The organism is Gemmata palustris (assembly GCF_017939745.1).
In the GTDB taxonomy this organism is placed as follows: domain Bacteria; phylum Planctomycetota; class Planctomycetia; order Gemmatales; family Gemmataceae; genus Gemmata; species Gemmata palustris.
On sequence record NZ_JAGKQQ010000001.1, the window covers coordinates 698,648 to 722,879 of the forward strand.

General features: G+C 64.1%; 17 protein-coding genes. 3 read left to right on the forward strand and 14 right to left on the reverse strand.

What is annotated here, in order from left to right; genetic code table 11:
- The first annotated feature begins 123 nt into the window (after nucleotides 1–123).
- Nucleotides 124–2,442 carry a PQQ-binding-like beta-propeller repeat protein gene (locus tag J8F10_RS02815; RefSeq protein ID WP_210652368.1) on the forward strand — a complete coding sequence of 773 codons (2,319 nt, stop codon included), beginning with the start codon at nucleotides 124–126 and terminating at the stop codon, nucleotides 2,440–2,442.
- 119 nt (nucleotides 2,443–2,561) lie between these two features.
- Nucleotides 2,562–4,343 (forward strand): outer membrane protein assembly factor BamB family protein, encoded by a 1,782-nt coding sequence (locus J8F10_RS02820; protein ID WP_210652369.1) that lies wholly within the window; start codon nucleotides 2,562–2,564, stop codon nucleotides 4,341–4,343.
- 343 nt (nucleotides 4,344–4,686) lie between these two features.
- Here the strand turns inward: J8F10_RS02820 and J8F10_RS02825 are convergent, their stop codons facing one another.
- From J8F10_RS02825 to J8F10_RS02885, 13 genes are all read right to left on the reverse strand, one after another.
- On the reverse strand, nucleotides 4,687–5,571 hold the full coding sequence (locus J8F10_RS02825) for a hypothetical protein (protein ID WP_210652370.1): 885 nt from the start codon (nucleotides 5,569–5,571) through the stop codon (nucleotides 4,687–4,689).
- Nucleotides 5,572–5,862: 291 nt separating this feature from the next.
- A complete protein-coding gene (locus J8F10_RS02830; RefSeq protein WP_210652371.1) occupies nucleotides 5,863–6,684 on the reverse strand; it encodes a hypothetical protein in 822 nt (273 codons plus the stop codon).
- 198 nt (nucleotides 6,685–6,882) lie between these two features.
- A complete protein-coding gene (locus J8F10_RS02835) occupies nucleotides 6,883–7,932 on the reverse strand; it encodes a hypothetical protein (RefSeq protein WP_210652372.1) in 1,050 nt (349 codons plus the stop codon).
- A 144-nt stretch (nucleotides 7,933–8,076) separates the two neighbouring features.
- A complete protein-coding gene (locus J8F10_RS02840) occupies nucleotides 8,077–8,904 on the reverse strand; it encodes a hypothetical protein (RefSeq protein ID WP_210652373.1) in 828 nt (275 codons plus the stop codon).
- A gap of 151 nt (nucleotides 8,905–9,055) precedes the next feature.
- A complete protein-coding gene (locus J8F10_RS38285) occupies nucleotides 9,056–12,544 on the reverse strand; it encodes a hypothetical protein (protein WP_246522824.1) in 3,489 nt (1,162 codons plus the stop codon).
- 224 nt (nucleotides 12,545–12,768) lie between these two features.
- Complete coding sequence (locus tag J8F10_RS02850; protein ID WP_210652374.1) at nucleotides 12,769–13,650, reverse strand: hypothetical protein; 882 nt, start codon at nucleotides 13,648–13,650, stop codon at nucleotides 12,769–12,771.
- 179 nt (nucleotides 13,651–13,829) lie between these two features.
- The gene (locus J8F10_RS02855) at nucleotides 13,830–14,669 is read right to left on the reverse strand and encodes a hypothetical protein (protein ID WP_210652375.1); all 840 of its coding nucleotides are present in this window, start codon (nucleotides 14,667–14,669) and stop codon (nucleotides 13,830–13,832) included.
- Nucleotides 14,670–14,790: 121 nt separating this feature from the next.
- Nucleotides 14,791–15,720 carry a hypothetical protein gene (locus J8F10_RS02860; RefSeq protein ID WP_210652376.1) on the reverse strand — a complete coding sequence of 310 codons (930 nt, stop codon included), beginning with the start codon at nucleotides 15,718–15,720 and terminating at the stop codon, nucleotides 14,791–14,793.
- Between the two features lie 482 nt (nucleotides 15,721–16,202).
- Entirely contained in the window at nucleotides 16,203–16,412 is a 210-nt protein-coding gene (locus J8F10_RS02865; protein WP_210652377.1) for a hypothetical protein, read from the reverse strand.
- A gap of 41 nt (nucleotides 16,413–16,453) precedes the next feature.
- Nucleotides 16,454–17,503, reverse strand: a complete 1,050-nt coding sequence (locus tag J8F10_RS38290) for a DUF1559 domain-containing protein (protein ID WP_246522826.1) — start codon at nucleotides 17,501–17,503, stop codon at nucleotides 16,454–16,456.
- Between the two features lie 550 nt (nucleotides 17,504–18,053).
- Nucleotides 18,054–19,589, reverse strand: a complete 1,536-nt coding sequence (fumC, locus tag J8F10_RS02875; RefSeq protein ID WP_210652378.1) for a class II fumarate hydratase — start codon at nucleotides 19,587–19,589, stop codon at nucleotides 18,054–18,056.
- Between the two features lie 209 nt (nucleotides 19,590–19,798).
- Entirely contained in the window at nucleotides 19,799–20,161 is a 363-nt protein-coding gene (locus J8F10_RS02880; protein WP_210652379.1) for a PilZ domain-containing protein, read from the reverse strand.
- A 61-nt stretch (nucleotides 20,162–20,222) separates the two neighbouring features.
- A complete protein-coding gene (locus tag J8F10_RS02885) occupies nucleotides 20,223–21,383 on the reverse strand; it encodes a glycosyltransferase (RefSeq protein WP_210652380.1) in 1,161 nt (386 codons plus the stop codon).
- A 344-nt stretch (nucleotides 21,384–21,727) separates the two neighbouring features.
- Between J8F10_RS02885 and J8F10_RS02890 the strand changes: the two genes are divergently transcribed.
- The gene (locus J8F10_RS02890) at nucleotides 21,728–22,483 is read left to right on the forward strand and encodes a PP2C family protein-serine/threonine phosphatase (RefSeq protein WP_210652381.1); all 756 of its coding nucleotides are present in this window, start codon (nucleotides 21,728–21,730) and stop codon (nucleotides 22,481–22,483) included.
- A gap of 86 nt (nucleotides 22,484–22,569) precedes the next feature.
- Here the strand turns inward: J8F10_RS02890 and J8F10_RS02895 are convergent, their stop codons facing one another.
- On the reverse strand, nucleotides 22,570–24,192 hold the full coding sequence (locus J8F10_RS02895; RefSeq protein WP_210652382.1) for a hypothetical protein: 1,623 nt from the start codon (nucleotides 24,190–24,192) through the stop codon (nucleotides 22,570–22,572).
- Nucleotides 24,193–24,232 lie beyond the last annotated feature (40 nt).

Consider the following 24,232-nt stretch of genomic DNA (forward strand, 5'->3'; position numbering starts at 1 on the left):
ACGGTCTCATTCGTACCTTATTACCCCACTGAGGACGCGAACGCTCTGAGACCGCGTCTCCTCGTCCGGCGCCGTGCCAAAGGCGACACGAGGACCAGTACCCGCCACCCGTGAGGAGTATCTATGTCCCTCTCGCGAACCCTCCCCTTCCTCTTGCTCTCGCTCGCGTTCGTTACAGACGGGTCTTCGGCTCGCGCCGCGGACTGGATCCACTGGCGCGGGCCGGAGCAGAACGGGTTCTCGCGCGAGAAGAATCTGCCCGCCGAGTTCAACCCGGCGACGGGCGCCAAGGGCAACGTGATCTGGTCCGCCCCCTACGGCGGCCGGTGCGCGCCGCTGGTGATGGGCGGCCGCGTGTACGTGCTCCAGGGGACCGGCACCGGCCTCGAAGAATCTGAACAAATGGTCTGCGTGGACGAGAAGACGGGGAAATTGCTCTGGACCTACCGGGTCAACGTGTTCCACACGGACATCGTGTCCACCCGGCTCGCGTGGGCGCCGCTCACCGGCGACCCGGCCACCGGGTACGTCTACGCGCAGACGACCGGCGGGCTGATGCTCTGCGTCGACAAGGACGGCAAACTCGTTTGGCAACACAGCCTCACCGAAGAGTACGGCCGGGCGAGCGGGTACGGCGGGCGCATCCCGTCCCCGATCTTCGACAGCGGCCTGGTCATCGTCGGGATGATTAGTTCGAGCTGGGGGGACTTCGCCCGCGGGACCAACCGGTTCGTTGCGTTCGACGGCAAGACCGGGCAAGTGGTGTGGTGGTTCGACGCGGGGTTCCCGAGCAAGGAGACCTACTGCTCGCACCCGATCGTGGCCGTGTTGAACGGTCAGCGCGTCCTCGTAACCGGGGGCGGGGACGGTTACCTGCACGCGGTCAAGGTGCGAACCGGCGAGCGCGTGTGGAGTTATCAATACTGTGCGGGGGCGGCGAACCCGGCCCCGATCGCGGACGGCAACCTCATTTACGCCGTCCACGGCGACGAGAACCCGGAGGGCGGCCCATACGGGCGCATCATCTGCCTGGACACCTCGAAGCTCGACAAGGACGGGAAGCCGACGCTCGTGTGGGAGTTCAAGAAGTCGGTGCGGTTCGGGCTCGCGTCCCCCGCGCTGGCGGAGGGTCGGCTGTACGCCCCGGACGACGTCGGTGACTTGCACTGTTTCAACGCGAAAACCGGTAAGCCTCTGTGGAAGTACCGCTACGCGAACGAGGTCCGCGGGTCGCCGCTCATCGCCGACGGCAAGGTCTACATCAACGACGTTCAGCGCCGGATGCTCATCCTCACGCTGAAGGGCAACGAGAAGCCCGACGAGCTGGACACGTTCGAGTACCGGTTCAAGGAGCCGAAGGGGATTTACTCCGAGACCAACGGTACCCCCATCGCCGTGAACGGGCACGTCTATTTTGTCTCGGCGGCGAGCCTCTGGTGCCTGGGTTCACCAGACACGAAGCCCGAAACCGCCAAGTACCCCGCGCCGCCCGCCGAGACCCCGTTCCAGGAGAGCGCCATCGCCGGGGCGCGCCTGTTCCCGGCGGACGTGGTGCTGAAGCCCGGCGAGAAGGTCCAGTTCCAGGTAGTGTTCGTGGACGCGAACGGCCGCGAAGTGAAAGACAACCGCCCGTCGCCCGCGGCAGTGTGGTCGCTCCCGCTCCCGGCCAAGACGCCCACCGGCGCCCAACCGCCCGCGCTGCAGGGCACCGTCGCGAACGGGGAACTGACTGTTGCTCCGATCCCCTCGCAACAGGGGTACGTCGAGTTCGATAGCGGCGGCATCAAGGCCCGGGCTCGGGTCCGGGTTGCTGCACTGGTCCCCTGGAAGCAGGACTTCGAGAAAACCCCGGCGGGTTCGTCCCCGAGCGGGTGGGTGAACGCCAACGGTAAATTCTCCGTTGTGAAGCTCCCGGACGGGAACCAGGTGCTGATGAAGAGCAACAACGACCCGCGCCCGCCGCTGGCCAAGGCGAACGCCTTTATCACCCTGCCGGACGCCGCGAACTACACGATCCAGGCGGACCTCATGGGCACGCAGATCCGCGGCGGCATGGGCGACTTCGGTCTCATTAACTCGCGCTACACGCTCGTTCTCGACGGCAAGACCGACCCGGATAGCAAGAAGCGCCAGCTCCGATTGGTGTCCTGGGAGGCCCGCCCGCGGATCACGCGGGTCGAGGACTTCGACTGGCAGCCCGGCGTGTGGTACACGGCCAAACTCGCCATCGAGCACAAGGAGAAGACGGCGATCGTTCGCGGGAAGGTGTGGAAGAAGGGCGACCCGGAACCGGAGGCGTGGACCGTCGAACTCGAAGACCCCAGCCCGAACCGTGTGGGCGCTGCCGGCTTGTACGGGTACGTGACCAACAGCACCGCCGTCGAGACCGGGGCGAACTGTTACTACGACAACATCACGATTACCCCCAACGCCAAGAAGTGACGCCGACTCGCGTGGGTTCGTTTCGGTAAGCGGCCGGCCCGTGCGACGGGCCGGTTGCTGAAATCAATCAACACGACTCGGATGACTCGATCAAACTCACCCTCCGATCCAAGGAGCGAATGATGATGCACCAACTCCGATCGCGGCCGACCCGGTTCGTCGCCCTCGTCGCGCTGGCCGCGGGGGCACTGTTCTTGGCCGCTGGGGGCTCAGAGGGCGCGTGTCCTCCGGCGGGCGCGCGCTACGTGGTCTCCGGGGGCTCCGCACTGGTGGCGGTCGATCCGCCCCCGGGCCAGCCCAAGAACGACAAGGGCGGCAGCGCCATGTTCGGCGGGACCGTGGCCCGCAACATGGTGAACCTGACCGACAAGAACATTCCCGGCAAGTTCGAGCCCGAGGACAAGGAAGTTCTGTTGTGGAAGGCCGACCTCGGGTCGAAGGCCTATGGCGGGCCGACCGTGGCCGGCGGGCGCATCTACGTCGGGACCAACAACCAGCGCCCGCGCAACGACCGCGACATCCACCGCACCAAGGACGGCATGGTCGAGCCGCTCGACAAGGGCGTGCTGATGTGCTTCGACGAAAAGACGGGGAAGTTCCTCTGGCAAGCGGTCCACGATAAACTGGAATCCGGGCGCGTGAACGACTGGCCCGAAGAGGGCGTGTGCGCCACGCCGACGGTCGAGGGCGACCGGGTGTATTACGTCAGCAACCGCTGCACCGTGATGTGCCTGGACGCCAACGGGTTCGCGGACGGCAACCAGGGGTTCCAGGGCGAGAAGTACAAGGAGAAGACCGACGCCGACGTCGTCTGGCAGTACGACATGATGAAGGAACTCAACGTGTTCCCGCACAACATGTCGGCCGGGTGCCCGCTCATTGTCGGCGACATCCTCTTCGTTCACACAGCCAACGGCGTGGACGACGGGCACTTGAACCTGCCCAGTCCGAACGCCCCGAGTTTCATCGCGCTCGATAAGAAGACCGGCAAGCTCCTGTGGAAGAACAGTCTGCCCGGCAAAAACATCATGCACGGTCAGTGGTCGAACCCGACCTACGCCGAGATCGACGGCGTCAAACAGGTGATCTTCCCCGGCGGCGACGGGTGGGTCTACAGCTTCGTCCCCGAGACGGGCGAGCTCATCTGGAAGTTCGACGGGAACCCGAAGGACTCCGTGTACGAACTGGGCGGCACCGGCACCCGGAGCGACTACATCGGCACCCCGGTCATCTACGACAACAAGATCTACATCGGGCTCGGCCAGGACCCGGAGCACAGCACCGGGATCTCGCACTTCTTCTGCATCGCCCCGAAGAAGGACAAGAAGGGCGACATCTCGGGGGTGCTGGAGGTGAAGACCAAGGGCGCGGACGGCAAGGACGTGATCGGCGAGAAGCCGAACCCGAACTCGTGCGTCGTTTGGCACTTCGGCGGGGAGGAGGCGCGCAAGTTCGCGCTGCGGGACTTCAAGTTCGGGCGCACGATGTCCACCGCGTGCATCGTGGACGACATCCTGTACATCTCCGAACTGGCCGGGCAGATCCACTGCATGAACGCGAAGACCGGGGAGCACTACTGGAAGTACGACACGAAGGCGTCGATCTGGGGATCGGCCTACTTCGTCGACGGCAAGGTGTACCTCGCGACCGACTCCGGCGACCTGTTCGTGTTCAAACACGAGAAGACACCGGCGAAGATCGACGAATTGGAGGGTATCACCGCGACCGAACTGAAGGAGGCGCGGAAGCAGATCAAGGCGCGGCAGAAAGAGGTGGCCGACAAGTACCTGATCGCCAAGATCGAACTCGACGCCCCCATCCGCTCGACCGCGCACGTGACCAACGGCGTGCTGTACGTGATGACCGAGAAAACGCTGTACGCCTTCAAGGGAAAGAAGTGACAATCACCGGGGCCGGCCAAGTGCCGGCCCCAGTGCTTACTGCCCGACACATCTCGCGGGTGTAGGTCGATAAGGCCACGGTAAACTGCCGATGGCTTCGGACTACCTCCGTGCTTCACACCACCGCATTCTGCAGCTGGGAGCCGGGCGTCGGTGCACTACTCGGCGCCCTCAGTTGCACCTCGATTTGTTCCGGCCGAATTCAGCTTCGGCACGACCCCCGACCGCTGTTGCAGCTTGATCTTGGTCGTCGCGTGCTCGTCGAATTTCTGGGCAAGCGGATCGAACTGGAACTGCACGGGAAGGAAACGGAACTCGACAAACAGGTGGCAGAGGCCCCAGCTTATGGCTTTCCGGGCGCGGGTGGGGCCGGGGGCGGAGTAGCGGGCGCGGGCGGTGCAACTGCCGGCAGATCCTGCGCCGGAGCCGGGTTAGCCGGCAGCACTATTCCCGGGACACCGATGCCGGGCAACGGAACCGGACCGCCGGGGCCACCGGCGGGGAAGGGGAACACGGGGTTACCCGGCGCGGGCTGCGTCGGCCCGTCGGCGTTCGGCCGCAACTTTTCCGCGCGCTCCGTTGTGGTGACGAACAGCACGTTACTCATCCGCACCGCGCCCAAGTCCGCGACCTCGGCCAGGAGCCGGATGGCCGTTTCCAGCGGTACGTCGTCCAATTTCAGCGTGACGGCGGCGTTGACCTTGTCCTTCAGGCGCGGGTCGAGCACGATGTTCGCGCCGCAATCGGCCGAGAGCTGCTTCACGGCCGCGCCGAACGCGGTGCCCTCGCAGTTCACGCTCACGCGCTGGCGGAACTGTTTGGTAACCAGCCCCTCTTCGGTAGAGATGTACAACCCGTCCTTCGTCAGCCCGCACTTCAAATTGAAGGGGGCCAGGGCCTGCTGGAGCCCGTCCTTCAACTTGACCTGTTTCAGCACGACCGTGACATTCGGCTGGTTCGGGTCGAGCCCGAACTGGTACACGGCCGGGTCGATGGTCACGCTGACCTTGGCCCTCTCCTTGAGGTCGCCCATCACCTCGTTGAGAGACTTGCCCTGGTAGTTCATGTCCCCGACCTCGTCGAGCGCTTTGCGCGCGGCGTCCATCGGGGAAGTGGTCTTGGCGGTGGCCGCCGGCGCGGGGGCGGCCCCGCGCGCGAGCGACGGAGTCACCACCGGGGTCGCGGTGAACACGGCGACCGCGAACATCCGACACAGGGTCGAGCGCATTGAACACGGCTCCACAGATGTGACGACCCCGGCGTGCGCGCCGGGGCCGGAACGAACTCACGCACCCTACCAGACGCGACACCCCGCGAACAAGATTGGACCGCTTTAATAAAAAGTCGGTCCGGCGTCGGTGCGGTGTCGCGTGTGAAGGGCCGTCCCTTGCTCCAAGAGCTTTGAGTTCTGGTATCTGTGTAGCTCCGCTCGTTCACGTTACTTCGATGTGGACGGGAACGGCACGGCGGTTCGACCCCGCTCGTGCCCCCGCTTTCCCACTTATCGGCGCGCCGGTTCCTAGGGCACGTGGAGCACGAGCGGCGAGACGATCAGGTACGTCCGCACGGTCGTCCGCGTGACGCCCACGTTCTTGTACATCCGGTTGATGTACGGGATCTTCGATAGAACCGGCGGGCCGAACTCATAGCGATCCTCCTGCGTCCGGGTCGGCCCGGCGACGATCACGTGTCCGCCGGACGGGACGGTTAAATCCCGCTTCTCGACGGTCAGGGTCTCGACCTTCGGCGCCTGGAGGTACTGTGTGAACGGGATCGGCTTGCCCTGGGAGCCGCCCTCGAAGACGGGGGTGATCTGGGTCGTAACCGGGATCAGTTCGACCGGCCCCTCGACCCGCGCGTCCTTGTAGCCCACCCGCATGGTGACGGTTTTTCGGTCCGCGGACGCCCGACCGCACAGGGTCAGAGTGGTACCGGTCTCAATCGGGGTGTTCTTCGGGACCAGGACGGTCTTCCCTTTGACCAGTGTCACCTCTACCCCGGTGACGAAGAGCTGTTGCTGCGTGGCCCGAACGACGGCCTCCTGGCCGTCAAACGTGGTGACTTTCGGGGTCTGGCTCACATTGGAGAGCCGGTCGCCCTGGGCCGCTTCCAACAGCGAGCGGAGTTGCGCGTCGGAAAGCGAATCTGTCGGTTTGAAATCGAGCCCCAGGCGCTCGAAGAGGTCGTCTCGCACGGTCAGTACCCGGACCTGACAGGCGATTTGTGTCTCGGTGTCCGGGGCGGGGGGAGTGGTGACGCGGTACTCGCGCGCCGGCGGTTCGGCAGAAGAGACGGCGGCGAGAACGAGCACGACCAAGAAGGCGGGGAAACGAGACGACATAAGTGTCCTCCGCGGTAAGGGGGTACCGGCGGGCGGGACTATAGCGTGGGCCTCGGATCGGACAAGCAAAAACTTGAGGATTTGTGACGCGATATGATGTGCTCTTGTTTTGAGTGTCTCCTGCAGCCGACCTCGAACAGTCGGCTACAGGAGACACGTCATCCCCAACGTGTTTCACGGCGCGTGCGCGCCGGTCCGCTAGTTACCGTCTTCTCGGGTGAGCAGGAACGTGGTACCCTTTCGCACGACTTGAAGATCATATTGAAGTGCAATTACCTCGATCGCCTTGTCCGCGGGCACGTTCAACAGGCGGATCGTTGCGGGTTTCACGTCCCCGTTGCAGGCTCGGGGCAGGATAACAATGTTCAGATCGAAATCCTTGGCGAGCTTGGTAACAACCTCTTTCAGTGGCTTATCCTTCACGATTACCGACACGAGGGGCTCGTTCAGGCGCACGCGCACTTCGGTGATTTTGGTGGTGGTGGATTTGGTGACTTCGGCCGCGAACGCGGTGGGTACGATTTCGATCCCGCTCTGCTTCACCAGGAACGTCGAGCCCAGGCTGTCGAGCACCGCCGTGAGAAACTGGTAGAGCGATACCCCACGGAATTGCGTTGCCGTGAGTTTCGGTTTCTCCTCTTTGAAGTTCGGGCTGCCAACCTCTTTGAACCGCTCCTCGTTAATGACGAAGCTCAAATCGTGTTGCTTCGAGAGGAACGAGAGCAGCTCGAAGATCGGGATTTCGTTGATGTTCTTCTCGCCCAGGTCGATCTCCCGGGTGAGTAGGGTGTTGAGATCTCTCTCGGCCTGATCTCTCTCGACCGTCTTCGCCGCGTCGTTGTTCACGCGACTGATTGGGACGATCTCGACGTAATCGGGAGCCACGTTGTAGGTCGCACCGAGGGTCGTCAGCCACACGTTGAGGAACTGGGAAACGGACAAGTCTTTTGTGTCCAGCGTCTTGAGAAACGATTTCTTGTCCTTGATATCAGTCACTTTCTGGGCTTTGAACTCTTCTTCCAGAACGACGAACGAGACGGTGTGTTGTTTCGAGAGTTGCTTGAGACCGTCGACCAGCGTCAGGTCGCCGATCTTCGTGCCGTCGATCTCGACCTTTTGCTTTTGCAGCGCGGCACGAAGTGTTTCGGCCGTGCTCGCCTTACTCGCGGGCTTGGTGTCCGCGGCGAACAGTGGAGTGGGCGCCAGTGCTAACCCACAGACGGCCACGAGCCACGCGATTCGGGACATGGGGAGCCTCGACTTTGAGGGACGCGACACTTAATAGGGGCGGGCGCGGCCCCGGTGCAGCCCTAACGGAAACGGCACCGGCGCCGTTGGTGGTTCGGGGCCAAAAATCCGACGCGCCAACGACACCGGGGCTTACGTCGCACCTTAATTTGGGACCGGCTTTTCCGACGGTTTCTCCGGGGGAGCGGGCGGCGCGGGGGACTTGGCGGGCGCTTCGCGCAACTTCTCGACCTCGATCTTTTGCCGCTCCTTGTCCAACTTCTCGTTGAACAATTCGTTCGCCTGGTCCTTGCTCGTGATGAGGAACGCGGCGCCCCTTCGGACCACGCGGAGGTCGCACTGCACCGCGAGCAGTTCGAGCGCTTTGTTGGCGGGCACGTTCAGGAGCCGGGCCGTAACGAAACCGGTCTTGGCGTCGCCCGCTTGGGGTGAGACGATTACCGTCAGGTCGTACTGCTCGGCGATCTTCGCAACCGCTTCGTTCAGCGGCTTCTCTTTCACGATCGCGCTTACCAGTGGCTCGTCGAGCCGCGGGTTGCCTGCGCCGTCGCTCACGGGCGCCTTTGTGACGCGCGCCGCGTACTCGACCGGCACGATTTCGATCCCGCTCTGTTTGATCAGGAACGTCGCGTCTGCGCTGTCGAGTACCACCGTGAGGAACTGGTAGAGTGATACCCCTTTGAGCCGCGTCGCCGCGAGCTTCGGCTTCTCTTCTTTGATGTACGGGCGGCCGATTTCTTTGAACCGTTCTTCGCTAATGACGAAGCTCAGATCGTGTTGCTTTGAGAGTAACGAGAGCAGCTCGAAGATCGGGATTTCGCTGACGTTCTTGTCACCCAGGTCGACTTTCTGGTCCAGGAGAATACCCAGGCTTTTCTCGACTTGGTCCCGGGGCTTGTTGTCCGCGGCGAACAGTGGAGTGGGTGCGAGTGCCAACCCGCATACGGCCACGAGCCACGCGATTCGGGACATGAGGAGCCTCGACTTTTGAGGGACGCGACAGTTTGAAGGGGCGGGCGATGCCCCGGCGCAGCCCTAACGGAATGAACACCGGCGCCGTTGGCGACCCGGGTCCGAAAACCCGGAATCACCAACGGCGCCCGATCAGTGCCCGATTCGCGAATTACGGGCGCGGGGGCATCTTCTCCAGGAACAGTTTCCCACCGGACGCCTTGTACGCATTCAGGAGGGGCGGGTTAGCCTTGATGAACTCGAAGTACCGGTTTTGCACTTCCGGCTGCCAGTCGGCCGCGACGATCTGCTTTTCCATCTCCGTGAGCCGTTTGCCCACGTCGTCGTAGGTCTTCTGGAGCTTGTCCGGCTGGCTCTTCTGGAGCTGCTGGTTCGCGGTCACGGTGCAACGCTGGACGTCGAAAAACGCATCCGCGAATGCGTTGCGGAACTGTGCCAGTTGATCGGGCGTCGCGTCCTTCGGCGGGTTGGAGAGCCGGTTGCGCTGCATCCCGACCTGGGCGCCCCACTCGCGGACGGCCTGCCCCCACTCGGCGTTCGCCTTTTTCGGGTCCGGTTCGGCCGCGCCTTTGGCCTCGAACAGCTCGGCCAGCGCCTTGCGGAAGTAGAGCCGGTTCGCCCCCCAACCGGGTTTGTCGGGCGTGCCGACGACCCCCTTCAGCAACTTTTCGGCCTCGGCGAACTGCTTCAACTCGATCTGCGCTTTCGCGATGGAGTGCTGGGCGAGCGCGTGGTCGCGGACCTGGTTGAGCACCTTTCCGCGGTCCGCTTCCGGGAACTCTTCGGGCTTCTTCTTGTCCCAATCCGGGTAGGTCGGGGCGGGTACCTTTTTGAGCGTCTCGAGGGCCTCGGCGTTCTTGCCGATGGACTGGAGCGTCTGGCCGACGAATAGGAGCGACGGTACGGGAAGGGTTTTCACCGCGCGAATCTTCTCGAGCAGCACGCCGAGGCCCGCACCGAGGTTCTTGGCTTCTTCGGCCTTGCCCTCCTTCTGGCGGGTCACCATGAGGGCCGCCAGTTCGCGGCCGACGGGCTCGAGGAGCGGGAGGCTCTCGTCCACGGTACCGCCGGCACGCACCATGAGGTCGAGGAGCTTGGAGGCCTCGGCCGCCTTCCCCTGCCGCACCTGAACGCGGAACGCGGCCAGGATCACGTCCACGCGGTTCTTATCGATGTTCGCCGCGAGCTGAGCGCTCCGGGCCTTCGACTTGGCCTCCGGTTCCGGGTTCCCGGCGCCCGCGGCCCACGTTTTCATCTCGCCGGTGAACAGCGGTCCGCCGGCCTGCACCTGATCGAGTACGGGCTTGACCAGGGCCAGTGCCCCCTCGAACTGGTTGTTGGCGGTCATCGCCCGGGCGCGGAGGTAGAGCGCGCGGGTGTAAGTATCGAGGGCGAGGAGGTGCATCTCTTGGCCGTCGAGATTGAGTTTCTTCTCTTCGCCGACCATGCACTCGAACGCGGGCACCTCGGCGAGAATTTTCCCGGCGAGGTCGAGCGCCTGGTTGAACCCGGCGTTGGTCCGCTCCGTTTCCCCGTCGGCGCGGTCCTGGGCGAGCATCATTGCCGCGAGCCGGCACCGGGCCGACAGGTAGCTGCGCACCTCGTCGACGGTCGCGACGGGCGCGGGTTGAGGGATCTTCGCGAGGTCGCTTGTGGCCCGGCGGAACAGGCGCGCCTTGTCGTCCTTTGACAACTTCGAGTCGAGGGGCACAACGAGTTGCGACACCACGAAGCCCTCGAGCAACCGGGCGTTGGTGAGTTGCGCGTAGCTGGGGCGCACCTTCACCAGAACGTCGAACGCCTCCATGTACTTCTTGTCGTCGGTCAAGAGCCCGGCGAGCTGGTGGCGCGCGGAGTCCGTGGCGGTGTCGTTGGGGAATTTTTCGTCCAGGAACCGGGCCAGTGCAACAGCGCGGTCGCGGTCGCACTGGCGCGCGGCGGCGAGGGCGTCGCGCTCCTCGGCCTTGATGACCCGGCTCGCGGTGAGGTAGCCGTTGAGCCCGAGGAGCCCGGCGAGGGCCGACTTGCCGCCCGTGGTCTTCACCGTGCGGGCCACGAAATCGCCGAGCACCGCGGCCTGGTAGAACTGCTCGTTCTGCTGGTAGAAGTAGATCAGCCGCAGTTGCACGTCGGTGACGTCGGCGAGGCTGTCCTGCGGGGTCGCCAGTTCGCGGGCGCGTTCCAGTAGGGCGATGACCCGGTGGCGCGCGGACCGGGCTTCGGACTTGGCCTCTTCGACCTTCTTCGGGTCCGCTTTCGGATCGGCGCCGAGTTTGGCCTCTTTAGATTCGGCCGAGACCAAGTTGCTCAACTGGATGAGCGAGGCCATTTGCGCCTTCTCGAACGACTCGTAGCTGAGCGGGTTCTGGTCCGCGGTGCCCAGCAGTTTGCGCACGACGGCGGTGCGGTAGCGGGCGGCGCGGGCGGTGTACTCGTGGTCGGTTTGGGCCAGCCCGCGGTAGAGTTTTTCGGCCTCTTCCAACTGCTTGCGGGCCGCCGCCCCGATCGCGAGGACCGCGGGTGGCTTGGGCTGGGGCGTCGCGACGTCGGCCTGGAAGTGGAGCGAGCGGGCGAGGTAGTAGCGGACCGCGTACACCTCGGGCGTGGGCTTCTGCGCGCGCCCGAACTCCGTCAACCACCGGCGCATTTCGTTCTCGCTGGTGGTGATTTTCGCCGCCACGCGCTCGGCGAGTGCGGCCCGCACGTTGCGGCGGAGCTGGAAGAACCGGGCGAGCCGCTTACCGTCCTCGGCCTCGGGCGCCGTCGCCCTCAGAATGTTTCCGACCTTGGTGGTGGCGGTGCCGAAGTCGTTCTGCTCGTAAATGACCTCCGCGACCCAGGCGCGGGCGACCCAGACGGACCGGCTCGTGGGCGGGCCCTGGTCCAGTTTGTCGAATTTGCTCCGCGCTTGTTCGAGGAACTTGTTCCGCTGCTCCTTTTGGGGGCCGTCCAGGATCTCTTCGGGCATGAACGTTTCGGCGATGCTGAACTGGTTGATGCCGCTGGCGAGTTCCGCCTCGAACGCCTCGTTCTCTAGGCCCTTCTTGGCGCCCGGGTCGAGTGCCGGGTCGTCCAGTCGGGCCTTCAGTTTCGCGGAGGCGCTCGCGAACCGGCTCGACGCGAGCTGGAACAGCGGGCGCGCTTTCTCGGCTTCCTTGGCCTGTTTATGTTGGGCCTGTTCGCGCGCCTGGCGCTCGTCCGCGTCGTCGCTGGGCGGCGGGACGTCCATCTTCCGCGCCCGGCTCAGGATCTCTTTCGCGTCGAGCGACGTGAGCTTGGCAACGGAGAGTAACCCCTCCACCGCGCGGGGGTGGTCCGGGTAGTCCTGCACGAACGTGTTCAGCCCCTCCTTCGCTTCGGCGATCATGCCCAGGCGGGTGCCCTCGTCCGGTTCGTACTCGGACACCTCGAGCAGGCACTTGGCGCGCTCCAATAGGAACGCGCCTTTGTCGGCACCGGCGAGCGGTTTGCCCTCGAACTGCTTGAGGTACTCCATCGCGAGATCGACTTGCCCGTTCTCGCGCAACCCGCGCACCAGGTCGAGCGGGGAGGGCGGTTGGGCCGCGCCCTGCGCGACGGACAATCCCGCTATCACGACGGCCCAGAGCCACGGGTTGAAGGATCGTCCGCGAAACAACATGAGGGCTCCCAGTTCACCAAATGCGAGTGCCAGCGGTGTGGACCTACCGGTTCGGACGGGCGGGCGGGCGGTTTAGTTCCCCTGGATGAATTCTGGCCGGTGCGCGTGTTATTCGCAAGTACCTCGTGTGCCGCAAGTAGCGCGTGCGGGGGTAAAAAGCACGGAACCCGCTGCGATCGATCGCAGCGGGTTCCGATTCCCACCTCAAACTTGTCGCCGGTGCGCTACTTCTTCTTCACGAATTTGTTGATCTGGTAGCTCTTACCGGGGCCGTCGAGCCACTTAACGAACGCTTCCTTGGTCTTGTCGGTGAAGTCCTCGCCGGGCTTCACCATCGGGTACTTCCAGCCGTCCTGGTCGTCGTTCAGCCCGAGCATGCCGAACGCCTGGTAGAAGTTGATGGCATCCTTCGCGTTCGGGTCGGGCTTCCAGTCGCCCGCGGCGATGGCCTTCAGAACGAGTTGGCTCTCCTCTGCGGGGACCTTCGCGTCTTCGACCTCACCTCCGCCCTCCGGGTACGCGCGGTACTTGTTGACGAGCACGTGCGCGGCAAAGGCCCGATCGTCGGCCTTCTCGCTCTTGAGCGCCTTCACCGGGTCGGCGAGGACCGCGAGCCCCTTCTTGACCTGCTCGACTTGCGCCTTGTAATCTTCGGCCTTGGCGTCGGTGGGGGGCATCATCGGGCTGATCGTGTAGAAGTCGCCCGAGTGGTGCTTGGTGAGGTAGAACAGCCCCTCTTGCCCCTCGGTGAGATTGATCGGCGGCAGCCCGCCGCGAATGGGGCGGCCCGGCGGGGCGCCGGCTGCGGCCGGCGCAGCCGGTGGGGGCGGCAGGAACCCGACCTTGATGTGGGTGGCGTTCGCGGCCCCGTGGAGGCCGGATTCGATCTTGATGACCGCGACCTTGTACGAGAGCTTATCGGGCGCGTCCGGTACCGGGGTCGCGTTCACGAGCTCTTTTTCGATCGCGGACACTTTACCGATCACGACCGCGTCCGCGCGGACGAGTTTCTCGGTCGGCGAGAAGTTGCGAGCGATGCGCTTGGCTTCGACCGGTGCCACCAAAACGAGCGCGGCCACGGTCGCAACGAGCAGTTTGCGAGTCATGAAAACCTTTCGAGTAACACTCAACTGTGGGTGAATGGTTTTCTGTAGCCGGCCTCTGCGAGGCCGGGCCACCCTTTGGTAGTGGCTCCCCGGTCTCTACGAGGTCGGCTACAGCCAGAAATCAACTCGAGACGATATCAGACGGTGTCCTGCGCAAAGCCTTGACCCACCTAACAAAATCACTTCTTGGGTACGATCTTCTTGATTCGGTAGTCCTTGCCGGCGCCGTCGAGCCATTTGGCGAAGACCTCGCGGGTTTGCTCGGTGAACTCCTGGCCGGGTTGCGGTTCGGGCGGTTTCCAGCCGTCGGCTTCTTCCAGTCCGAGCATCGAGAACACGCTGAACCCGTTGAACGCTTGCGACGCGATCTCGGCCTTCCACTTCCCTTCGGCCAGAGCCTTGAGAATCGGGCGGCTCTCCTCGGCCGTGAGCGGAACGTTCTCGATCTCACCGCGCGTGCCTTCGGGCACGGAGCGGAGATTGTAGACGACCGCGACGGCCGCGTTGTACCGGTCCTCGGCCTTTTCCGCTTTCATGGCCTTGGCTGGGTCCGCGATGGCGGCGAGCGCCTTCTTTATGCTCTCGACCTGGGCCTTGTAGTCGGCGGCCTTCGACTCCACCGGCGGCGTCAGGTACGGGATCGCGTAGAACCCGCCGTCCGCGTGCTTGGTGACGAAGAACAGCCACTCCTGGCCCTCTTTGAGTTCCGGGTTGTCCGGGCCGCGCCGCAACCCGGCCGCGGGGGGGACGAAACCGATCTTGAGGTGCGTGAGGTTCGCGGCACCTGCGAGACCGGTCTCGACCTTCACGACCGCGATCTTGTGCGCGACCTTGTTCGTAGCGCCGGGGTACAGCGGGGCGTCTACGACGTCCTTCTCGACGGACGTCACCTTACCGATGACGACGACCGGTGAGCGCAGCGCGCGCTGAACGGGGGACGCGATCGGTGCGACCCGATCGGCACGGACGGGGGCGGCGAATGCGAATACTGCGAGCGCGACGAGCGCAGTGCGGATCACGGGGCACCCGGTGTAAAAGGTCGGGATCAGTGCCAGAGGAGTCGATTTTTAAGGAGCAGGGTCGGGAAACGGGCCAATCAAGTGCCCCGCTCCTCGACCCCAGTTGTCCGCGTCTGGTCCCTTACTTCTCGGTCGTCTTCGGCACGACCTTCTTGATCTGGTAGTCCTTGCCGGCACCGGCGAGCCACTTGACGAAGGCGTCCTTCGTGATGGCGCCGAAATCGATCGGCGGTTGGCCCGGCTGTTGTTGAGGGAACATCGGCTCCGTCCAGCCGTCCTTGTCGGTGAGTCCGAGTTGGTAGAAGGCATTCAGCGCGTTCGGGGTGAACGCGGCGCCGGGGCGCGGCTTGTTCGTCCAGTCGCCTTCCGCGATGCCTTTGAGGATGAGCTTGCTCTCCTCGGCCGGGATCGCGACCTCATTGACGTCGCCACCGGTGAGCGGGTAGGCGCGGTACTTCGTCACCATAATCATGGCGGTTTCGGTGCGCACGTTGGCCTTGTCGCTCTTCAGGCCCTTCATCGGGTCGGCGAGCACGGCCGTGGCCTTCTTGACCTCTTCCAGTGCCTTCTTGCCGGCATCCGTGGTGATATCCACCGGGTGGTACATACCGGGCATGACGTAGAAGTCGGCGGTCGGGTGCTTCGTGAGGAAGAACGCCATCTGTTGGCCTTCCTTCAGCTCCGGCGCCTGAAACACGGGGCGCCCGATCCCGGGCCGGCCGCCACCGACGGGCGGCTTCACGTTCGGGTCCGCTTTGGCGGGCGGGATGAAGCCGATCTTGATGTGCGTGAGGTTGTTCGCGCCCACGAGAGCGCTGTCGATCTTCACCACCGCGACCTTGTACGCGACCTTGTCGTTCGCTCCGGCGTAGGGCGAGGTGCCGTCAACGGTGTCTTTCTCGATGGCCGTGATTTTGCCGGTCACGACGACGGGCGCGGTGAGTGCCATTTGTGCGGGCGGCGGCGGCGCTGCGATCCGCAGGGCAAAGGCCGAACTCGTTGAAACCGCGAGCGCGAGGGCGGCGACGACCGCCGTCATCAGGTGACGCATGCGAGATTGCTCCAGGAAATGGTGGCAGGCGACGCGGGGTGCCCCGGTTCAGTCAAGACGAGGCGTCTTAACAAATAGTTGTGCCGCGCGCGAATTTTCTTACCGCGTTAGACGTGTGTCGAGTCGCACCGGCCGAAAAATGCTCCTTGCCCATTGAACCAGGAGCGTAATACGTTTACGTTAATACTAAGATCGTACCCCAGCGTGGGTCCGATCTCCCGGCCGCCCGGTGGTGTCCCCGCACCTCCGGGCGGTACTATTTGGGCGATGGTCAGTGAGCGCAACAAGGCGAACACTGCTCACCAGGGCGGTGGTATTCGAGAGCGCGGGCCGCTTGCAGTGATGGTGGCTGTGACCCACCGCCCTGGCGGGCGGGTTCACCCAAAAACACCGGCCGGCTGACACCGGCCGTTCGCCTACTCAGGTGAGAAATTGGGGCCGGCCTACGGCCCCGAAGGGCTTCATCTCGATTGGCCCGATCATTAATCGCTGCTCTTGTCCCCCGGTCCCCTCGTCTTGTCACCCGCCTTCTTTGGGAGGCCGCCGTTAGGCGGAGTGGTCGGCTGCGGGGAGAACTGCGCGGGCGTTTCTGATTTGTTCCCGTTACCGCATCCGGCGGCGGCGATCGCGGCCAGGAAGCCGGCGACGAGCCAGCCGGTCGGACGGAACTTCTTCTTGAGTGCGTATGTCATTGGAACCTCTTGGGTTTGGTATGAATCGGTCGCGTCGCGGGTCAACCCCCGAATGAGTTGTCGAGAACCTCTCCGTCCGCCGTGCCCGCCAGACGCATGAGTACCCACCAGTCGCTTGAGGCCGGGGTACCGGCGACCGTCCCGTTCGTGGTGGTCGCCCCAGGCCGTATGCCACGGACCGACCCGTCACCCAGGGCGAACTGAACGATTCCCGTGTGTCGGCTGGCGAAGCGGAACTGGGCGCTCGCGGCGTTCGGATCGTTGCTGAGGCCCGCCGTAGTGGGGATGGCGGTCACGTTGTACCAGTGCCACATGAAATTGCCGTTACCAGTGGCGGTGCCTTCGCCGAACGCGAGCGTGTTGCTCGTGCCGTCCGTGATGCCCTGGAGCGTGGTCTTGGAACGGTTGCCATAGGTGGCGGCGTACTTGCGGAGGTTGGCCCCGGGGCCGAACCGGGAACTGGTGCTGCCGTTCTGACCGTAACCGCCGCCGACCGGGGCGTAGTTCGACTTGGCCAAGTTCTGGTCGCTGGTCCAGTAGGAGAACCCCACCGAGTCGGCACCGAGGTTCGCGGTCAGGCTCGTGTAGTACCAGTACGCCATCGTGTACTTGGCCCGCACGTCGGAGTCGGACGGGCAAAGGTAGGTTTTGATCTTAACTTGGGCCATGTTCCAGGTGTTGGCGTCCGTCTCCCAGTACCCCGGCAGAGTCGTGGCGGGAAAATTAGAATCGGTGAACATCAGCGGGTTGATCTGCTTGTAGATGTTGTCCTGCTCGATGTAGGGCAACAGTACGGGCAGGGTGCCGGTCCCGGTGAGCATTGCGCTCGAGTACCCGGTGTCGTTGACGTTGAGGTTGCCCGGGTTACCGCCGTAGTACCCCGGCGGCAGTCGTTCGTAGGACGCATGGTAGTTATGGGCTGCGAGTCCGATTTGCTTGAGATTGTTGGCACAGGTCATCCGGGCGGCCGCCTCACGGACCTTTTGCACGGCCGGCAGCAATAATCCGATCAAGATCGCGATGATCGCGATGACGACGAGTAATTCGATGAGCGTAAATGCTCTCCGTAAATCATTAATGTGGCGATACATACGATCCTCTGCATGGCGTGGGCAAGAAATTGGAGAGGTCGACGTAGTAGCTCAGTCAACTTCGCGTCAGCGACAACCGCTGGCCAAGTCTCGGAGCGGTCGGAAGGTGGGAACAAACACTACTATGTCGATGGCTATTGTCGTCGATAATCGATTTGAAGACAAGATCGAGAGGCGGAAGTTGAGGCTGACGACTACCTACTTTGTCAGCTCAACTGCACACCGACCGAATCGCACGTCAACATAAAAGCGTTTCGAGGGACGGAGGTGATTAGGAAGTGAAGTGTTGGCGAATGTTAGCCAATGACAGGTCGGCAGAAATATCCCTCGGCGCCACCGGGATTGGGGCGCTGGACGAACGCGAGGCCGATGTGGTGATCGCAGACAAGGGGACGATAGCAACGTGTTGGTGACTGCGGCCCGCGGCACACAGTTGCGGCTTGCCGCACATGGCTGCGACCCACCGCCCTTGCGGGCGGGGTTCACCTCTCGTGACTACTTGCTGTGACTCGCATTGTGGGCGGGAGCGCCCAAAAGACCGGCCGTTCGCTTAATCCGCTCCCGGTCCGGTCATCTTCTCCGGGCGCACGATCTGGTCGAACTTCTCGGCGGTGAGGGGACCGCTTCCGTCCTTGAGCGGAGGGGCGAGGTTGATCGCCTCTTCGCGGAGCGTGGTGCCATTGTGGTGCGCGGTCTTCGCGATCTTCGCGGCCGCGTCGTACCCGATGTGCCGGTTCAGCGCGGTGACGAGCATCAGCGAGTTGTTCAGGTACGCCGCGATCTGCTTGCGCTCCGCGTCGATGCCCTTGCGCGTCTTCCCGCCGGTCTTCGGCTTGAGTTTGGACTGGTCCACTTCCACCATGCCGCTGTCCTTGCCGACGCCGTACTCGAGCGCCTCGTAGTCCGTTTCGGGCATGTCGGCCGCGCAGTGCTCGCGGAAGCTACGGCACGCATCCGTGAGCAACCGGACCGAGTGCAGGAAGTTGTGGATCAGCACCGGCTTGAACACGTTCAGCTCGAAGTTGCCCTGCGACGCCGCGATGCCCACCGCGACGTCGTTCGCCATCACCTGTACGCACACCATCGTCATCGCTTCGGACTGCGTCGGGTTCACTTTGCCCGGCATGATCGAGGAACCGGGCTCGTTCTCGGGAATCGTGAGCTCGCCCAGCCCGCACCGGGGGCCGCTCGCGAGCCAGCGCACGTCGTTGGCGATCTTCATGAGCCCCGCGGCGAGCGCCTTGAGCGCCCCGCTCGCGAACGCCAGCGGCTCGTGGCCCGCGAGCGCCTGGAACTTGTTCGGCGCGGTGACGAACGGTTGGCCGGTGAGGTCCGCGATCTGCTTCGCCACTTTGACCGCGAACTCCGGGTGCGCGTTCAGGCCCGTACCCACGGCCGTGCCGCCGAGCGCGAGTTCGTACAGCATCGGCAGTGTCGCCTTGAGCGCGGTGATGCCGTAATCGAGCTGCGCGACGTAGCCGCCGAACTCCTGGCCGAGCGTGAGCGGCACCGCGTCCATCAGGTGCGTGCGCCCGATCTTCACGATGTCCGCGAACTCTTTGGCTTTCGCGGCGAACGTGTCGCGCAGTTGCTGAACGCTGGGCACGAGTTGGTGAACGATCTCTTCCGCGGCGGCGATGTGCATCGCGGTCGGGAACGTGTCGTTGGACGACTGTGACATGTTCACGTCGTCGTTGGGGTGGACCGGCTTCTTCGACCCCATCGCGCCGCCGGCGATCTGGATCGCGCGGTTCGAGATCACCTCGTTCACGTTCATGTTGGTCTGCGTGCCGCTCCCGGTCTGCCACACGCGGAGCGGGAAGTGATCGTCCAGGTGCCCGGCGATGACTTCGTCCGCGGCCTTGCACACGAGGTCGCACTTGTCTGCGGACATGAGCCCGAGCGATTTGTTGGTGAGCGCTGCGGCCTTCTTGAGCGTGCCGAACGCGCGGATCACGGCGCGCGGCATGGTGTCCGCGCCGATCGCGAAGTGCGTGAGCGACCGGGCCGTCTGCGCGCCGTAGTAGCGATCCGCCGGTACGCGGATCGGCCCCATGCTGTCGGTTTCTGTGCGGTATTCGGGCATCGGTAACCGTTCCTGCAACGGAGAGGGGAGGGAAGTGCGGGTATTGTAAGGTGAGGTGCGCGAAAGCCCACGGTCGGGGGCATCGACTGAGGGCGCAGAGCCGGCGTGAGCGAATTGCACGGGGAAGGGCGGGGCGCTCGGAACAAGGGATCAGCGCGTCCGAGCACCCGCGCTCGGTGGTCGGACGCGCTCGTTGTAATTAATCGCGTTCACTCTTCGGCGATGAACGGCTTCATGTCGTCCGCGGCGATCGGGTTCTCGAAGTGCGCGCCGATGAAGTAGTCGCCCGTGTCCAGTGGCTTGACGTGGACCACTTTCATCGCGATCCGCAGCATCGCGTCGCTGACCATCGACTCCAGGTAGCCCGCGAGCACGGTGCCCGCGGGCTGTGGGGCGTTCAACAGCATGCTAATGCCGGACTGAGAGATGTTCCAAACCAGGGCCAGCGCGGACGGTCCGCCGTCGGGCGAGTCGAGCCGGCACACAGTGCCCATCGCGGGCTGGCGGCGCGGGGCTACGCGGCGCTCGCTGGACGGGTTGGGGGCTACGGCGGGAGTGGGCGCGCTACTCATGGAGACCCTCATAATAGTAACCTCCATTATCCCGTTGCACCGGGCCGTGGTCTAGTGCCGATTATGCCGCCTTGCGCACTTCTGTGGGCGAACCTCGCAGAATTGCAGTGAGGTACGAAAACAACTCCTGCTCGAACCGGTCCTTGCGGAAAAGCGCCGCCTGGCGCCGGGCCGCGCGCGGATCGAAGCGATCAATCGCGCGTTCAAAGCGCTCGACCGCTTCGCACACCGCGTCGACCGTTTGCTCAGCAAAAAACGCGCCCGTCGGCTCGCTCGCTTCGCCCAGTGGTCGAACCGTTTCCGCCAACCCGCCGCGCGCGAACCCGATGACCGGGCACCCGCACGCTTGCGCTTCGAGCGGTACGATGCCGAAATCCTCTTCGCCCGGGAACAACAGGCCTTTCGCGCGGCGCAAGTGGGCGCGAATCACCTCGTCGGACTGCCAACCCAAAAAACTTACGTTCGGCCCGGCAGTTGCTTTCAGTTTGGCCGCGTGCTGACCACTGCCGATCACGACGAGCTTCTTCCCGAGGCGCGCGCAGGCGTCGATCGCGAGATCGAACCGCTTGTAGGGCGCGAGCGCGGACACCACGAGGTAGAAGTCCTCGCGCGGTTCACCCGAGGGCGTGTAGAAGTCCGTGTCCACGGGCGGGTAGATCACGGTCGCGTCGCGGTCGTAGCAGTCGCGGATGCGGTCGCGCACGGTGTTACTGATCGCCACGAAGTGCGTCACCCGGCTCGCGGTCCGGCGGTCCCACTCGCGAATGCGCCCGAGGAGTGTATCGACGGCTTTGGCCTTGAGTTTGCCAACGAAACCCGTTTCTCGGAAGTACGAGTCCTGCATGTGCCAGGCGTACCGCATCGGTGTGAAGCAGTAGCAGACGTGCGGAACGCCCTTCGGCGGCCGGGCCGACTTCGCCACCGCGTGACTCAGGCTCACGACGAGGTCCGCGTCGGTGACGGCCCAGCCCGCGGCGAACGGCATCAGCGGCAGGAGGTAGCGGTAGTATTTCTCGACCTTTGGCAGCGCGTTCAGAAAACTGGGGTGAATGCGGGTGCCTTCGATGGTGGCGGGGACGCTGCCGCGTTTATGAAGGAGCGTGAGCAGTTTCGCGTCCGGCCAGCGGCGGCACAGGGGTTCGAGGCACTTTTCGCCGCCCCGCGTACCGGTCAGCCAGTCGTGAACCAGAACCACACGTTCGCGTCGCGGGGCGGCATCCATGCGCGGCCTCAATGTCTTTGCCCGTCCGGGCGGCCCGTTTGAAAGATTCAAGGGTGGTAGAGTGTAGCGTGAGGTGCGGACCCGCGGAAGGCGGCCTGGTGTGCCGATCGTGTGGGGCCGGGAGTGGCGCGGGGAGCCGGTTTCGGCCGACGGAACCGGTGATAGCGGCGCGGGTTGTGCGTTTCGTTGGAAAACGCCGAATCGCACCTCCCGCGTTGCGTCACGTGTGGTAGCGTTGTAAGTTGAAGACAGTCCGTCGCGGGATTTGGGGCGGTTTACCAATCCCAACGGACACGCACAGGGCGGCGGAAGGCTCCGACCGGTACCTGTCTGGGAGGCGTCAGATGGCTTTTACACTGAACATCGGTAAGTGCAGCTTGCTGGGCAATTACCGCGAAAACAACGAAGACTCCATCGACGTCAAGATTTTCCCGGACCTGACGGTCAATATCGTGGCCGACGGGATGGGCGGGCAGGCGGCGGGCGAGATCGCGAGTCGCAAGGCCGTGGACATCATTCCGCGCGAACTGCGGAAGAACCTCACCCCGCACCTGAACACCGAAGGGGTGAAGACCACGATCCGCCGGGCCATCGTGCAGGCCAACGAAGAAATCATGGCGATGGGTGCCCTCGACAAAGACATGAAGAACATGGGCACGACGGTGGTGATGGCGGTGTGGCGGAAGGGTGGCGAGATGTTCGTCGCGGGGGTTGGTGACAGCCGGTGCTATTTGGTTCGCAACAAGCGCATTTCCCAACTCACCGTCGACCATTCCCTCGCCCAAGCCCTCGTGGAAGCCAAGACGATCAGCCCGGCCGAGGCGAAGGACCACCGGTTCCGCAACGTGCTCTGGAAGTACCTCGGCAGCAAGGAAGTGGGCGAGGGGCCGGAAGTGGCGGTCGTACAGCTCCAGGCCAACGACCGGTTTCTGCTCTGCACCGATGGCCTCACCGGGGTCGTCACCGACGACGACCTTGCCGCGTTCGTTACCGCCGCGACCGACATGCAGCAGTGTGCGGAAGGGCTCGGACAACTCGCGCTCGACCAGAATTCGCGCGACAACGTGTCCTGCGTCGTGATCGAAGTCGTCGAAGGTTAAGTTTTCAGCCTCTCAAAGCGAACCGCGGCCGCAAGGGGAACGCCAATCGTTCCCCTTGCAGTCGCGGTGACAGCATCAAATCGCGATTACTTCCCCTTCAGCGTACCCAGCGCCGCGCCCGCGCGAATCGCCTTCCCCTTCACCTTGAACTTCACCGTCAGTTGGCTCCCGCCCTCCACGCTGAAGGTGGCCGTGTCCTTGCCGCTCGTCGAGCCGTCGCCGAATGCGTCCTTGAGCAGCGCCTTCAGTTCGTCCGCCTTCAGGTCCGGTTGCGCCAGCGGCAGGAGCTTGGCGAGTGCGGATTCGCTCGACACGACCGCTACGGGAACCGCCTTCGCCTTCAGACCCTTGCGGATCGCGGCACCGTCCGCCTCGATGCTCACGGCAATGGTCTTGTCCGAGGTGGCGAGCCAAATCGTCTTCGTGCCGAACAGTTTTTCGAGCTTGTCGTCCACCTGCTTCAAGTTGATCTGGTGGAGCGCGAAGTCGCCGATCTTCTCCACGTCGAACTTGAACTCGACGAAGTCGCCGATGAACGCCCCGTAGTCCTCGACGACCTTCTTCACGAACTTCTCGATCTCCTTGCCGTCCTTCACCGCGCCCGCGCCGATGAGCTGATACGTGCCCTTGGCGTTCGGGCCGATCAGCGATACGGCGGCGTCGAGTTCGCCGGCCTTCAGCGTCGGCCCGACGGCCGCGATGAGCGCCTTCACAACGTCCTTTTGGTCTTCCGGGGCGTTCTTCAGCCCGTCCGCGAGCAGTGCATCAACGGCCGCAGCGAACTCTTTCTTGGAGCCATCCGTCACCCCGACCTTCACGTTCCCGCGAGCGGCGGCGTCCGCGGAGGCGACGATCCCGGCGGGCAGGCTGGTCTTGCTGCCGAGCGCGGTGAAGTTCTTTGCCATCGCCGAACCGCCCTTCGCAGTCAGCGTGACCTCGGCGCTAATGTCGTCCGTCTTCGCGTCGGCGAACAGCCGCACGCTCAGACGCTCGCCGTCTTCGGTGAGCCCCTTCACGCCGGACAGGATCGAGTCGAAGAGGAGGTTCTTGAGCTGCTTCTCCGCGGCGGTTTCGTTGTCCGCGTTCTTCTTGCGCTCCTCGTTGACCCCGAGCTCGAACTGGCCGAACAGGAACGTCCGCAGGTCCGCGGGGATGCGATCGATGTGGACGATCACCGACGCGACCGACCCATCATCCTTCGCGAAGTAGGCCTTGGGCGAAACGAGCCCCTTCGGATCGAGGTCTTTGGCCTTCTGCGAAACGAAGAGGTACCCGTTGGCGAACCGGAGGTGCAGTTCGTTGATGAGTGGCACGGCAACCTTCAGGGTGCCGTCGTCACCCTTTTCCGGCGTCACATCGAGCCGGGTCTTCAGCGCCTTCAGGAACTGGTCCTGATCGGCGATGGGGAGCAGGAGGACGAACGGGCTGGTCGCAACGTCCTTTTCGAGCGCGGCATACGCTCCGATCGGCTGCTTCGGATCGATGCCCTCGATCCCCTTTCCGTCGGCGCTGAGCGCCTTAATCAGCTCGCGCCCCTGTTTCGCGGCGTCCTCTTTACCGGCCAGGCCCGCGAGGTACTCGAACTTGTCCACCAGATCGTTCACGGAGCGGAGCCGGATCTCGACCGTGGGTTCGGTGGCCTTTTGTGCGGACGCGAGACCGGACGAGAACAGTGCGGCCGCGAACGCGGCCAACCAGCGAAATCGCATTGGGAAATCTCCTTCGAGTAACTGGCGAGTGACTGTACCT

Excerpts from the sequence above, each read along its gene's own strand:
- J8F10_RS02835 (WP_210652372.1), bottom strand. The coding sequence starts at position 7,932 with ATGTCCCGAATCGCGTGGCTCGTGGCCGTCTGTGGGTTAGCACTGGCG.
- J8F10_RS02825 (WP_210652370.1), bottom strand. The coding sequence starts at position 5,571 with ATGCGCTCGACCCTGTGTCGGATGTTCGCGGTCGCCGTGTTCACCGCG.
- J8F10_RS38290 (WP_246522826.1), bottom strand. The coding sequence starts at position 17,503 with ATGTATCGCCACATTAATGATTTACGGAGAGCATTTACGCTCATCGAA.
- J8F10_RS02860 (WP_210652376.1), bottom strand. The coding sequence starts at position 15,720 with ATGCGTCACCTGATGACGGCGGTCGTCGCCGCCCTCGCGCTCGCGGTT.
- J8F10_RS02865 (WP_210652377.1), bottom strand. The coding sequence starts at position 16,412 with ATGACATACGCACTCAAGAAGAAGTTCCGTCCGACCGGCTGGCTCGTC.
- fumC (WP_210652378.1), bottom strand. The coding sequence starts at position 19,589 with ATGCCCGAATACCGCACAGAAACCGACAGCATGGGGCCGATCCGCGTA.
- J8F10_RS02840 (WP_210652373.1), bottom strand. The coding sequence starts at position 8,904 with ATGTCCCGAATCGCGTGGCTCGTGGCCGTATGCGGGTTGGCACTCGCA.
- J8F10_RS02820 (WP_210652369.1), top strand. The coding sequence starts at position 2,562 with ATGATGATGCACCAACTCCGATCGCGGCCGACCCGGTTCGTCGCCCTC.
- J8F10_RS02850 (WP_210652374.1), bottom strand. The coding sequence starts at position 13,650 with ATGACTCGCAAACTGCTCGTTGCGACCGTGGCCGCGCTCGTTTTGGTG.
- J8F10_RS02880 (WP_210652379.1), bottom strand. The coding sequence starts at position 20,161 with ATGAGTAGCGCGCCCACTCCCGCCGTAGCCCCCAACCCGTCCAGCGAG.
- J8F10_RS02815 (WP_210652368.1), top strand. The coding sequence starts at position 124 with ATGTCCCTCTCGCGAACCCTCCCCTTCCTCTTGCTCTCGCTCGCGTTC.
- J8F10_RS02830 (WP_210652371.1), bottom strand. The coding sequence starts at position 6,684 with ATGTCGTCTCGTTTCCCCGCCTTCTTGGTCGTGCTCGTTCTCGCCGCC.
- J8F10_RS02895 (WP_210652382.1), bottom strand. The coding sequence starts at position 24,192 with ATGCGATTTCGCTGGTTGGCCGCGTTCGCGGCCGCACTGTTCTCGTCC.
- J8F10_RS38285 (WP_246522824.1), bottom strand. The coding sequence starts at position 12,544 with ATGTTGTTTCGCGGACGATCCTTCAACCCGTGGCTCTGGGCCGTCGTG.
- J8F10_RS02885 (WP_210652380.1), bottom strand. The coding sequence starts at position 21,383 with ATGGATGCCGCCCCGCGACGCGAACGTGTGGTTCTGGTTCACGACTGG.
- J8F10_RS02890 (WP_210652381.1), top strand. The coding sequence starts at position 21,728 with ATGGCTTTTACACTGAACATCGGTAAGTGCAGCTTGCTGGGCAATTAC.